Source organism: Soonwooa sp. T0.1_25, assembly GCF_057652215.1.
Genome location: NZ_JBYFBZ010000008.1, coordinates 36,338 through 50,173, shown reverse-complemented (window position 1 = coordinate 50,173; position 13,836 = coordinate 36,338). Strand labels below are relative to the sequence as shown.

Here is a 13,836-nt window from a genome sequence, read left to right as displayed (position 1 = left end):
TTTTCGACCTTCGGGAGAAAAAGCGGGATTGTTTGAGTGTGCTGCAAATCTGAAAGATTTGTGGCCACGAAGACACATCTCGCTTAATTACCACGCTCATCTTTGCTCTACAAACTCACTAAAATCTTTGAAATCTTTATATAACATTGAACCATCTTCTACATTCTCAACTTTAGTCTCAATGAATTTTTTAGTTTGTCTTCCGCTTTCATCATTGTCAAGAAACAATACAACATTGTCGTAATTTTTTAGCTTTTCGACAGCAATTTTTACCATAGAAACAGAATTTAAAATCAACAAATCGCTATCAATATTTTCAGTGATTTCAATAAAAGAAAGTGCATCAATAAAACCTTCAAAAACCAATACTTCCTTTCCTAAATTCTGAATTAATGAAATGTCTTTTTTCAGAAGCGAGCCTTTATAAAATGAATTTCGAAGTTCCCACCCATGTGAACAATTTTCAAAACCAATAGCGTACAATTTCTTTTGGTTCATTGTAAACTTCACTTCTCGAACATAAGGGTAAACTTTACTGCTCAAACCCCTTTGATTCAAGTATTGTTTTAAATTCCAATTTTGGAGTTCTGACACTTCGGTAATTTCATAATTCCTTCTTTCAGCAATTAAATTTTGCTGGTGAAAAGAAGAAAAATTTTGCTGATCTGCCCAACTCAAGACCTCACTAATTCTACAATTCAAATATTTTTGGACAAAATCAACACAATTTCCACCAACTCCTTCAGAAAATAAATACCATTTATTTTTTGACCGTGAAATTTTAAATGAACTATTGGTCTCCAAGCCAAAAGGATTGAAAAACCAAACATCATCACCAGAAATTTTTGCGGGAAAATGCCCTAAAACATACAAAAATTCCTCAATTTTAACTTGATTGAATTTTTCAGCGTTCATTTTTTTTTCTTTTCAAAAGCAAAAAATCATTATTTGGGAGATAAAACCCACTTTTTCACGGAAAAAACAAATTGTAACAAATTGATTACCAATGCTATTTATTTGTATTTTTTCCAATTTTTTATCCACATTTATTATTTAATTAATAAATATTATAATAATTAATATTATTAATATAATTAAGGGGGCATTTTCGTAATTCTCGCAAACCAGCATAAATAGGACATTACAGAAGATTTGAAAATTAAAAGATGGGAGATAAAATCCACTTTTCAGGAGATAAAACCCACTTTTCGGGAGATAAAACCCACTTTTTAGGAGATAAAACCCACTTTTTGGGAGATAAAATCCACTTTTCGGGAGATAAAGTCCACTTTATTTTTCAAGAAGTTCCAAAACAGCTTTTATAAAATCTTCACCTACTTTTTCAGGCTCAATTTTCCCTTTTAATCTCTTCGATAAGATTTCGTATCCTCGAAGATCATAAAGTTTTCTAATGACCCTTAAATGACTTTCAGTGAGCTTTCTTTTCTTTCTCAAATATTTTAGTGATCTATCAACCTGTAAATCGTTTATTGAAATGAATTTTTCATTCTTTCCAACTGATTTAACAGTATCATACATAACAAACGAATATTTGAATCCATCAAAACTATAATTGAAACTAATGTCATTGAAACCATCCAAATCGGCTTTAATAATTTGTAAAAAATCACGTTCGAATTTCGACCTACTTTCATATTTTTCTCGATGAATAGACAATTCTCTTAAAATATCACTATATTCCATCTGTACTCCTCCAAACTTTCTAAATTTCAGTATCCACATCAAAAAGCGAAGTGTGTTATTAGACGAAATTTGATAGGGTAAATTTCGATGCAATGAAAAATATGGACTCATATTCATCAAATGCTGCAAAACGGCTTTATCCATCTTAAAAAATATGTGTGTGCGATTCCAACTGGGCTCCAAAATGAACGGAACCGCTTTATAACCATTAATGGATTCATCTTTCAATTGAAGCCAATTGATATTGGTCATATTGATTAGTGCATTCTTAATCACCAAATTTTTCATTTTTCGATTTGGATTCAAATCAGAAAGTGGCAGTACGAAATTTACAGTGCCTTGATTAGCCCACCCATCAAAGTAATCGTCGAAAGATAATTGTTTACCATTCAATGATTCATGTGGCTGCTTAACTGGAATAAAATGGGATTGTTCTTCCTTGATTGATGAAAGAATAGTAACAATAATGCGTTGTTCTATGATTGATGTTTCCTGCTTTATTAATACCTCTCGAAAATCCTTAGAAATTAGAACTTTCTTCCTTTTGGTAGGTGTAAATGATTTCTTGACCTGCATGTCCTAATCATTTTTTGCCTAAAGAGAATTCTATAGCTTCTTTCGAAATTTCATCTTTAGATTTACTTGCATTTTGAAGTAAAAATTCGTCGATTTTTTTTCTTTCAAAAAATAAAACTTTACCATTAGGTTTACTAAAGGGTATCAAATTTTCATGCACAAGTTTGTATATATACGATTTTTTAAAACCTGTATATTCTGCCAACTCTTCTACATTCAAAATAGATTTTAAACCGAAAATATGTTTCTCGATTCGGTTCAGTTTGTGAAGGATAATTTCATTTTCCATTGCTTTGCTATACTTAGAATTATGCAGCAAAGTAAATGATATAGTATACTGTTAATCAACAGGCTAACGCATTTAAATAGACTTTAAGACTACTTTTCAGTCTATTTTTTTGATTCAGACAATAATTTTATTATCAATTCAACTCGTTGTGTATTCTTTTTAGGAATCCTTTCCTCTGAAAAAGCTGTATTTATACTACGACAATTAATATCGAAATCTCGCATTGTAAAAGTATTCACTAATCTATTTGTTATAAATTCACTTCTAGATTTTTTGTACTCACAAATAATATTTTTCATTAATAAAACTAAGCAGGTATATGTAGATTCTTTTGTTCCTGTCGGATTCGTATCTAACCAAATTAACTTCTGGTCTAATCTACATCCTCGCGTAAAATTCAAAAAATTTCTTATCGTTGATTGCTCTAATCCATCTTCAGTTTTGACATATTGATGAGCGAATAATTTTTGAGCCACTATTTGATAATCATATGAGTTATCAATTTTAATTTTATTATAAATCACTTTTCCGCTATTGGTTATGTTTTGAAAATCAATTGAATTTCCTTGTAGTTTAAAAGGAATGTGAAATTCTATATTTGGTTTAATTATTACCTCTTGAATTTCATCAAACTTTATCTCGTCAACTTTTCTGATTACTTCCAAATTCATTATAGTAACTATAAACAAGACCAGAGCAATCGTTCTTTGTAAAAAGAGCAGATCATAACCTAACATGAAAATTCTTTTTTCGCCAATTAATAAAAGAGACATTATCATTAAGACTATTATTAAAACATACATTAGAAGTTTAAGTCTCTTAAAATTTGAATTAAAGTTTGCAATGAAATTATCCCCTGTAAACACTTGTAAACTTTTCCAAATAAAAATAAATCCTACTAAAATTAAACTAATCCATATTAACGGAATGAAAAAATTGAAACTTTCACAAAAAGAAATATTTACATAATTTAAAACTAGAAGAAGTATTGTAAGTAAAAAATATTTTATATTCATCCTTTTTCTATTTCCCCAAAAAATTGTTTCCATCATATAAGTGTTTTAAAGGTTAATATTCAATTCCGGTATCATTTCCGCTGCTTCTTTCATTTTTGCATCTACAATTTTTGCATAAATAGCAGTGGTTCTAATCTCTCTATGTCCCAATCTTTTCGAAACTGTATAAATATCAGCTCCATTTTCTAATAATAAAACAGCATTGGTATGCCTTGCAGAGTGAAAAGTAATATGTTTAGGAACGCCAGCTCTATTACACCAGCGAACTAATTCAGTATTGTAAGTCATTCCGTATTTCAAACCTTTAAAAACTCGATCTTGAGGATTTTGTCGTTCTCCAAGCAATTCCCTCGCTTGTTTTGAAATATATAAATACTCAACTCCATCAGTTTTTTCTTGTCGAAAATTAACTTTGGTAAAATCTCCTTCATCTCGAACTTCACTCCACACCAATGTATTTATATCAGACCAACGAAGACCAGACAAACAAGAAAAAAGAAAGGCAGATTTTAATATTGGATATTTACAGTCCGACTTCGCTAAAGCTTGAAGTTCATCAAAAGTTAAATATTCTCTTTGACTTTCAGCTTGTTCAAAAGATTTTACTTTAGAGGCATAATTAACCGTGAGATAACCATCTTCAAAGGCCTTTCGGATGGACGCTTTAAATTTATTGAAGTAGGAATATTTCGAATTTTGTGATAATGGAAGATTGCTTTTAGTTAAAGCTTCATTTTCAAAATAATTTTTCACTCGCTTGATAAAATTTTCGTCAATTTCCTCAAAAGCAAAATTAGGTGAAACTATTTTTTTCAAATGTTGGAACGTAGAAAACCAATTACCATAATTGTTGGAAGAATCTTGTTTCTGTTTTTCATCAGTTAATCCTTCGAAGAAGGCTAAGAAAGTACGTTTAGATTTCGTTGTATTTTTTAAGTCAAACTTACCTTGTACATACTCCGCTTTTTTTATTGCTAGCACACTTTCAGCAAAAGTAAGTCCCTCTTTATTGTGCTTTTTCTCAGCTGGATTTTTGGGATCTGAAAAAAGATAGGTATCTAGGTTCACAAAACTGCGTAGATGTCTTCTTTTACCTTCAGCATTAATTTCTGATCCACGATAGTATTCAATGGAAAGGCTTATTCTTCCATCTTTCAATTTTCTTTTATTAATTGAGATTTTCATAAGTTTGCATTTGTACTATTTTGTACTACTTTAATAGTAATCACAATTTAAAGTAGTACATATTTGGTAACAAAAGTACAAACAAAGTCTTATAAACGAAAATAAAATTTCTATAAATTACTGTAAATCAAACAAAAGAATTCAAAAGAAACTAAAGGAAAACTAATTTATTTCCCGATACAAAACTTAGAAAAAATATTCCCTAAAACCTCATCATTTGTAAACTCCCCAGAAATCTCCCCAAGATGCTCCAAAGCATTGCGAAGTTCATAAGCTAAAAGTTCGGTGGTTATGTTTTGTGAAACAGCTTCTTCAACCTGTGTTACCGAATACAATGACTTCTGCAAAGCCTCATAGTGACGCTGATTAGTAATCACCACGCCACCTTCTTGAGCTTTTAAGTTTTCAACATAGGAAGAAAGTTCATTCTTTAATTCCTGAATATTACGGTTTTCAATCGCAGAAATCTTAATAAAGTCAAATGGTGTATGCAAAGCATCGCGGAACTGATTTTCAATTGTATCGAAAGCTGTTGGAACGACTTCATCTATTTTTGTTAAACAGATAATCAATTCCAAATCCTCTCGAACCAACGACTGAACCATGCGAATATCCTCTGAAAAATCTTCAGAATTAGCGGCAGCTAGATACACCAATATCTCGGCTTGACTAACCTTTTCACGGGCTTTTTGCACACCTATCGCTTCAATCTCGTCTTCCGTATCACGCAATCCCGCGGTGTCTATCAATCGAAAAGCATGACCTTTTATATGAAGAATTTCTTCTATGGTATCACGCGTCGTTCCCGCAATATTACTTACTATCGCACGCTCTTCTTTCAGTAAGGTATTTAATAAAGTCGATTTCCCGGCGTTGGGTTTCCCAATAATTGCCACAGCAGTACCGTTCTTAATGGCATTTCCGTATTGGAAACTGTCGATTAATGATTTCAATTTAGCTTGTATTCGTTTAATCAAGCCTACTAAAGCCTTTCTATCAGCGAATTCCACATCTTCCTCAGCAAAATCCAATTCCAATTCAATAAGTGAAGTAAAATTTAATAAGTCGCCTCGCAGCACCGAAATCTCTTGGGAAATCCCACCTTTCAATTGGTTTAATGCTACTTTTCGAGAGGCTTCATTTTCAGAAGCAATCAAGTCGGCAATAGATTCGGCTTGCGAAAGATCAATACGTCCGTTCATAAAGGCACGCATCGTAAACTCACCAGCTTTCGCCATTCGAGCTCCATTTTTAATCAAAACTTCCAGAATCTTCGCACCAATATGCGGCGAACCATGAAACGAAATCTCCACAGAGTTTTCCGTTGTAAAGGTCTTCGGCGCATGGAACACCGAAACCATCACCTCATCAATAACTTCTATGTTGTTGGTTGCTAGTTGTCGGTTGTCAGCTGTCATACTGAGCGGAGTCGAAGCATCTTCAATTAAAACTTGTTTCTTTTCTCTTTCCTCTATTCTCTCAGTCTCATGTCTCACATCTCGAGTCTCCCCATCCACAATAAACCCATAATGCACCGTATGCGACTTCACTTTTTCAAGGTTTTTACATTCAAAAACTTTATTCACAATTTCAAAAGATTTTTCGCCCGAAACTCTGATAATTCCAATGGCGCCAACGCCGTTTGCTGTGGCTAATGCGCAGATAGTGTCATGATTCATACTGCAAATTTACGCCTTTTTCACTCAAAATTATAGCACTCGCGAATCTGCTTTCCGTTATATCTCTTTTCATCACACTTCGGTCAATGATTTTTTAATATGTTTGCTTATGCTGAATTATCTCCAGAAGAATAATTTAAAAAAAAGTCTTACCTGATAATGCATAATTTTTACCAATGATATTATATTTTTATGTCATCGTAACAACAAGCCGACATGAGAATTAATAAATAAGAAAAATACTTGTTGAAAAAAATGTATTTTCGCTTCAACAAAAATCTAATAAATTAAATGAGAATATTAACCTCTATTTTCTTATTACTATCCATATTTGTAAGTTCTCAAAATCAAAGATTTGTTTACGAATACAGCTTCAGAATGGATTCTTTAAATCGCGATAACGTAGAAAAAGAATTAATGAAGCTTGATATTGGCAAAGATGGATCTTACTTTTATAGTGCATTACTTATTGCACGCGATTCACTTTTTAAAGAAGAATTTGAAAAAGCTAATGCAACTAAATCTATGGTTTTGGACATGCGAAAAATAAAACAGTCAAAAGTTCATTTCCGAATTTCAAAAGTCTATCCAAGCTTCGAGACAGTCCATCATACCATGCTTAATGCAACAAATTTGGCGATTAAAGAATTGGACAAAATAAAATGGACAGTTTTATCCGAGACAAAAACAATTGAGAAATTCAAAGTTCAAAAAGCGACGACAACTTTCGGAGGTCGTAACTGGATTGCTTGGTTCACTAATGATATCCAAATCCAAGATGGACCTTATAAATTTTGTGGTTTACCCGGATTAATCTTAACAATCGAAGATGACAAAGGAGATCATCAATTCAGATTTGTGGGTAATCAAAAAATTGAGCACGAGCAAGGTCTTATGGATTCTAAAATGAAAGACATCTTTGTTACCAAACAAAAATTTAATTTTCTTTGGAACGAATACAAAAAAGATCCCGCAAAAAACATCAAATTAATACACAGTTCGTCCCAAATGTCGGAGACTTTATTTTACAATGCAAACAATGGAAGTCCAATGTCAAAACAGGATTTAATAAAAGGAAAAGAGGAACGTGCTGCCGAAAGTTTTAAGAAAAATAATAATTTTATCGAAGTTGCGCTTTATAAATAATTATTCATTCTTTTTAAAAGTATAATTTTAAAGAATTTTGAAAATAGCTTGACTTAGAAGCCGAGAACCTGCTGTCGCTAGTCGCTGTTATGTGCCCTCACCTATCCCGTCGCTTACATAACGAGCTCCAACATGCCGCTCCATCAGGGCTAAGACTACTAACTGGAAAAATAATCATCCAATATCTTTACAAACACTAAAACCAACAACTAAAACCTATCGCCTTGTGTATTTTTAAAACTTTTCACAAATTTGCATAATGCATCCACGAGAACTGAAAATCGAAAATTTTACTTACGATTTACCCAACGAAAATATCGCTTACAATCCCGCAAATCCTAGAGATTCGTCCAAGCTTTTAGTTTACAAAAACAACGACATCTCAACCGATATTTATCAACATATATCAGATTATTTGTCAAATGATGCAGTTTTGGTTTTTAACGATACCAAAGTTATAAAGTCTAGATTGTTTTTCACGAACGAAACTGGCGCAACCATCGAGGTTTTTTGCCTAGAACCCTATGGCGAAAACGTCAATTACGAAGATTATTTTCAGAAACAGGGAAGCGTGCTTTGGACTTGCCTTATTGGGAAAGTTGCAAAATGGAGAACACCAAAGCTTACTAAAATTTTAGAAATTGATAATAAAAATGTAGAACTTACTGCTGAGATTATTGAAAAACTTCCCGATTCTTATGTGGTAAAATTATCGTGGTCACCAGAAGAAATTCCGTTTGCGGATGTGGTTAATGCTGCAGGTGTTACTCCGCTTCCACCCTATATTAAACGAGTTGCGGACAAAACCGATGAAGAAACTTACCAAACTGTTTACTCCGAACATGACGGATCTGTTGCGGCACCAACAGCGGGCTTGCATTTCACAAAAAGGATTTTGGATGATCTTCATAGTAAAGGCATCGAAACACTTTTCACAACTTTGCATATCGGCGCAGGAACCTTCAAACCTGTGAAATCTGAAACAATGGACGAACACATCATGCATTCTGAATGTATGAATATTAGCATTGATTTTTTAGAACATCTTTTAGAAAATATTAATCGTCCCATTATTCCTGTTGGTACAACATCCATGCGAACTGTCGAAAGCATTTTTTGGATGGGAAATAAAGTGGCCAACAATCCGAATATTCTTTTTGAAAATCTAAAAGTTACACAATGGGAACCATACGAAACCGAAACTATTAATTCTGCTGAGGTTGCTATTTCAGCATTAATTAATTGGGTTAAAGAAGATGAGCAAAGCCATATTTCTGTAGAGACAGAAATTATTATTGCACCAAGCTACACTTTCCGAATTGCAAAAGGTCTTATCACCAACTTTCATCAACCGCAGTCTACATTGTTATTGCTAGTTTCGGCATTAATTGGTGAAAAATGGCATGAACTTTATGATTATGCGTTGAAGAATAATTTTAGATTTTTAAGTTACGGTGACGGTAGTCTATTGCTACCATAATTTATTTTAAAAATGAAGCTCATTTAATCCCATAAAAAAATCCTCGCAGGCTAACTGACGAGGATTATTATTTTTATTTAATAATATTTAATATTTACAAAGGACTAACCAAATCTAAGAACCATTCTTTGATTTCACCATCTAGATGTGGACCAATTTTTTCTTCACACTGTTTGTGATAAGCATTTAACCAATCGATTTCAGCTTGCGAAAGCATATCTTTCACAATGGTATCTTTGAAGAATGGGCAGAACGTCAAAGTTTCAAAATCATAGAAAGTTCCGAAATCTGTTGTTTCAACTTCTTTAACCACAAGAAGATTCTCGTGACGAATTCCGTATTTGTTTTCCAAATAGAAACCTGGCTCGTTAGAAACCACCATTCCTGGAAGTAATTCTTGCGGATTTAGATCTTTACGTATATTTTGTGGTCCTTCGTGTACGTTCATAAAACTGCCAACACCGTGACCAGTGCCGTGCGCATAATCTTTGCCAGCCATCCACAACGGAAGTCTCGCAATTGCGTCCAATTGTACACCACGAGTTCCTTTCGGGAATTTAACCATCGATAATCGGATCATACCTTGTAACACCAAAGTCGAATCTATTTTGAACTGCTCCGAAACTTCGCCAATCGCTAAAGTCCTTGTAATATCGGTTGTCCCTTCCAGATATTGACCTCCAGAATCTACAAGGATAATTCCTTTATTAGTAACATCAGAACTTCCCTCTTTCTTGGCAGAATAATGTGGTAACGCGGCGTTGCCTTCGTATCCAACGATACTTCCAAAACTTTCGCCAACAAAATTATCAAGACTTGCACGGAATTCTCTTAATTTAAGTCCAATCGAATATTCTGTCATCGATTCTTTACCAACATTGTGTGTCAACCAATATAGGAATTTCACCATCCCAACACCATCGCGCTCCATCACCGTTCTGAGACCAGCCAACTCTGCTTCGTTCTTTTGAGCTTTCATAAGATTACCCGGAACCGCAGCTTTTAACAATGTATTATCATTAACCAAAGTATGAATAATGGCTTGATTGGTATTTGGTGAAACCAAAACTTTTTGATTCTTTATCGATTTTAAAAATGAATAAAAATCGGCATAAGGCATCATTTTAACATTAGATGCATCCATTAGATTTTTAGCTTCTTTATTAAGTTTATCTAGATCCACAAACAAAATTGCTTCGTCACGAGATAAATAAATGTAGCCTAAAAATACTGGGTTAGATTGCACGTCGCTTCCTCGTAGATTAAGCGTCCAAGCGACATCGTCCAAACTTGAAATAATATGCGCAGTTGCTCCCATTTCGTCCATTTTTTGACGGATATCCGAAAGCTTATCAGTTACCGATTTGCCAGCGCGTTCAACAGGATGCACAAAAACTTCATTTTTAGAAGGCGTTCCTCTATCTGTCCAGATGTCATTTAATAAAGCTAAATCTACTAAACTAATATCAGCTTTCTTCAATTGATTTTCGACCAATTCCCAGTTAGCGTTAGACGTTGCAATTGCGTTAACGGCAACCTTTCCAGCTTTTGGAATTTCAGAAATAATCCAATCTACAAATTGTGGCGTTCCTTCCACTCCTTCTTTCATCAAATCAATTGTCGAATCTTTTAGTTCTGCGTTAGCCTGAACAAAATAACGACCATCAGTCCAAACGCCAGCTCTGTCTTTAGTAACGACCGCAAAACCCGCCGAACCAGTAAAACCGGTTAACCAGGTTCTCTCCTTCCATTCGTTAGGAAGATATTCGCTCATGTGAGGATCTGCGGAAAAAATAATGTACGCATCTATATTTTGCGCTTGCATTGCTTCGCGAAGCTTTGCTAATTTATCTTGTGTTGTCATAATAAGGTTCGGAAATTTCAGGAGATAAAATTAGTCAATATTAAGGACTAGACCAATTTTGAAATCTTATAAAAATCCTAAATTTTAATGCAAACTTCTTAAATCTTATATACCAGTAAACGTCAAATAAAGTAAATATGAATTTAATCCAAGGATAATTCCGCTGATGATAATTACTAAAGTTTTTAACCAAGGTTTGTTAGCAAAACGTCCCATTTTTAATTTAGAATTTGTGAACATTACTAACGGAATAACAGCAAAACTCAGTTGCATTGACAAAATAATTTGGCTGAAAACCAACAGTTGCGACGTTCCTCTTTCACCATAAAGAATGGCTACAATTAAGGCTGGAATAACAGCAATAAGTCGCGTTATTAAACGACGAACCCAAGGTTTTAATCTAATATTTAGAAAACCTTCCATAACGATTTGACCTGCTAAAGTCCCTGTCAAAGTTGAATTTTGCCCAGAAGCCAATAAAGCAACTCCAAAGAAAATACTCGCGAAAGTTGTACCTAAAAGCGGTGTCAAAAGTTGATACGCATCATGAATATCTGCAACACCATGATGTCCACTTGTGTGGAAAGTCGCCGCTGACAAAATCAAAATGGAAGCATTTATAAAAAACGCCAACATCAGAGAAAAGCTACTATCAATGGTCGCAAATTTAATCGCTTCTTTTTTGCCTTCTGTAGTTCTTGGATAATTTCTAGTTTGGACAATACTGCTGTGTAGATAAAGGTTGTGCGGCATAACAGTCGCACCAAGAATTCCGATGGCAATATACAACATGTGCGGATTGGTCACTACTTCTTTTTGTGGAACTAAACCATGAAGAATTGGAAAAATCTCAGGTTTACTAACGATTAATTCATAAATAAAACAACCTAAAATAATGAAGATTAAACCACCGACAATACTTTCTATAATCCGAAAACCTTTGGCTTGTAAAAATAAAATGATGAAAACATCAACAACCGTGATGACGACGCCCCAAGTCAACGGAATACCAAAGAGCAAATTAAGCGCAATCGCCGTACCGATGACTTCTGCCAGATCACAAGCCGCAATCGCAATTTCGCAGAGAATCCAAAGTGCAAAATTAACTGGCGGACTAAAATGATCGCGACAAGCTTGCGCCAAATCTCTTTCTGCAACGATCCCTAACTTTAAAGAAAGGTGTTGTAATACGATCGCAAAAAGGTTTGAAATCAAAATAACTGATAACAATGTATAACCGAAACTTGCGCCACCTTCGATATCAGTAGCCCAATTTCCGGGATCCATATAACCAACAGCAATCATTAGCCCTGGTCCTGTAAAAGCCAAAAGCTTTTTCCAAAAACCTGCATCCTGCGGAACTTTTATTGATGAATATACTTCTTGAAGAGAATGTTGGTGCTTCTCTCTTCGCCAAGCTTCTTTAGATTTTTTGAACATTAAAAATATTTTGTTAGAATAATCTAACAAAATTACATAATTAATTTATTTTCACAAAAAAAGCTACCAATTTTGGTAGCTTTTTTCTTATAAAGTTTTAATAATTTACTTCACAAAACGAATTGCAGTTTTTCTATCCGCCTCTCTTTCTTTGTCTGAAGCATCAGCTGAAACTTTTGCAAACTCTGAACCATAACCCTCTGCTTCTTTAACTTGAGCAGAACCTAAAGCAGTTTTAACAGCTGTAGCTCTTTCTTTAGATAATTTTAGGTTAGTTGCAGCATCTCCTTTTTTGTCTGTGTAAGCACCAATTTTGATGTTAGCCGCTGGGAATTCAGCAAGAATAGCTTTCAAATTATCTAACTGAACTTGAGATTCTGGTGTTAATTTAGTTGAATTAAATTCGAAATTTAAATTATCAAAATTAAACCATTTGTCTTTAAGTTGCGCTTCTGTTGCGTTTTTGTACTCGTCAGATTTTAAGAATGTAACGATTTGATCTTCGATACCTCCTTTGTAAGCATTAATAGTTTTACCACTTGGTAAAGTTACTACCATACTTTCTCTATTCAAGGTTGTACCATTAGCAGTAGAATCAACTGTTGTACTCGATGCAACAGTGTCTGTTATGATTGCAGTACTATCCGTTGTACCAGCAGGTACAGTATCCGCTTTTTTGCCACATTGTTTCCATAAGAACCAACCAGCTAATAAAAGAAGTAATAATGGAAGTAACCATTTCAGGATAGAACCTCCTCCTCCATTGTCATTTGGTGGTGGTGTGTGTACATTTCCGCTTCTGGTAACATGAGCGCCAGAGTCAACATACTCTGTCTCTTTATTAACAACTGGCTTCGGAACTTCCACTGTTGGAGTCGGAGTCGGAGTTGCAGCTGCTGCAGCGCCACCAAGACCTAAACCTGCAAGACTAAGACCCGCTGGTAATAAGCCCGAAACAATGCCTTTTTGGTCATTTAATAAATTAGTGAATTGGTTTTGATCTAGATTGTTATCAGTAATATACTTACCTAAAAATCCAAAACTACTCCCTCCTACTAGATCTAATAATTGATGACCAGAAGCTGGACTAACACCAGCAAAATTAGATACTGTGTTAACCAAAGCATCTGCCTTTCCTCCAAAAATTAAAGAAATTATTGACTTGATAGTTCCAGCAACGCTGTCGGAACCACTCGTCATCTGAGAAACAAAATCGGAAGACGCAAGACTTTTCAGAGTAGTGAAAAGCGTTGAGTCTCCCGAATTATTTGCCATTCCGCCAATGATAGCTGGTAAGAATGCACTGATTGCATTTGACACATTAGAGTTATTTTCTCCTAAATGTGTGGATACTTGTGATACAATTTCTGGACTAAGTTGTCCTTTGATCACGTCGATTAAGTTAATTGCCATAAGTGTTTATTTTTTTTGATAATACTAAGACAATCAAAAACTAC

Annotated in this window: 11 protein-coding genes; 2 read left to right on the top strand and 9 right to left on the bottom strand. The window is 34.2% G+C overall.

What is annotated here, in order from left to right; genetic code table 11:
* Positions 1-96 precede the first annotated feature (96 nt).
* From AC23MB_RS10885 to mnmE, 6 genes are all read right to left on the bottom strand, one after another.
* A complete protein-coding gene (locus AC23MB_RS10885; protein ID WP_487787243.1) occupies positions 97-915 on the bottom strand; it encodes a toprim domain-containing protein in 819 nt (272 codons plus the stop codon).
* Positions 916-1,290: 375 nt separating this feature from the next.
* Positions 1,291-2,280, bottom strand: coding sequence for a hypothetical protein (locus AC23MB_RS10880; RefSeq protein WP_487787242.1), 990 nt, complete (start codon positions 2,278-2,280; stop codon positions 1,291-1,293).
* A gap of 7 nt (positions 2,281-2,287) precedes the next feature.
* Positions 2,288-2,569: a helix-turn-helix transcriptional regulator gene (locus AC23MB_RS10875; RefSeq protein WP_487787241.1), complete on the bottom strand. Its 282-nt coding sequence runs from the start codon at positions 2,567-2,569 to the stop codon at positions 2,288-2,290.
* Positions 2,570-2,670: 101 nt separating this feature from the next.
* Entirely contained in the window at positions 2,671-3,621 is a 951-nt protein-coding gene (locus AC23MB_RS10870; protein WP_487787240.1) for a hypothetical protein, read from the bottom strand.
* 9 nt (positions 3,622-3,630) lie between these two features.
* Positions 3,631-4,770, bottom strand: a complete 1,140-nt coding sequence (locus tag AC23MB_RS10865) for a tyrosine-type recombinase/integrase (RefSeq protein ID WP_487787239.1) — start codon at positions 4,768-4,770, stop codon at positions 3,631-3,633.
* Between the two features lie 167 nt (positions 4,771-4,937).
* Complete coding sequence (gene mnmE, locus AC23MB_RS10860; RefSeq protein WP_487787238.1) at positions 4,938-6,449, bottom strand: tRNA uridine-5-carboxymethylaminomethyl(34) synthesis GTPase MnmE; 1,512 nt, start codon at positions 6,447-6,449, stop codon at positions 4,938-4,940.
* A 291-nt stretch (positions 6,450-6,740) separates the two neighbouring features.
* Between mnmE and AC23MB_RS10855 the strand changes: the two genes are divergently transcribed.
* A complete protein-coding gene (locus AC23MB_RS10855) occupies positions 6,741-7,595 on the top strand; it encodes a GLPGLI family protein (RefSeq protein WP_487787237.1) in 855 nt (284 codons plus the stop codon).
* 259 nt (positions 7,596-7,854) lie between these two features.
* Entirely contained in the window at positions 7,855-9,075 is a 1,221-nt protein-coding gene (locus AC23MB_RS10850; protein ID WP_313029762.1) for an S-adenosylmethionine:tRNA ribosyltransferase-isomerase, read from the top strand.
* A gap of 94 nt (positions 9,076-9,169) precedes the next feature.
* On the opposite strand, the gene AC23MB_RS10845 is transcribed toward AC23MB_RS10850, so the two are convergent.
* The 3 genes from AC23MB_RS10845 to AC23MB_RS10835 all read right to left on the bottom strand — a co-directional run bounded on the left by AC23MB_RS10845 (position 9,170) and on the right by AC23MB_RS10835 (position 13,792).
* The gene (locus AC23MB_RS10845; RefSeq protein ID WP_313029761.1) at positions 9,170-10,939 is read right to left on the bottom strand and encodes an aminopeptidase P family protein; all 1,770 of its coding nucleotides are present in this window, start codon (positions 10,937-10,939) and stop codon (positions 9,170-9,172) included.
* Between the two features lie 105 nt (positions 10,940-11,044).
* Entirely contained in the window at positions 11,045-12,379 is a 1,335-nt protein-coding gene (locus AC23MB_RS10840; protein ID WP_313029760.1) for an Nramp family divalent metal transporter, read from the bottom strand.
* A gap of 105 nt (positions 12,380-12,484) precedes the next feature.
* Positions 12,485-13,792: a DUF937 domain-containing protein gene (locus tag AC23MB_RS10835; RefSeq protein ID WP_374330972.1), complete on the bottom strand. Its 1,308-nt coding sequence runs from the start codon at positions 13,790-13,792 to the stop codon at positions 12,485-12,487.
* Positions 13,793-13,836 lie beyond the last annotated feature (44 nt).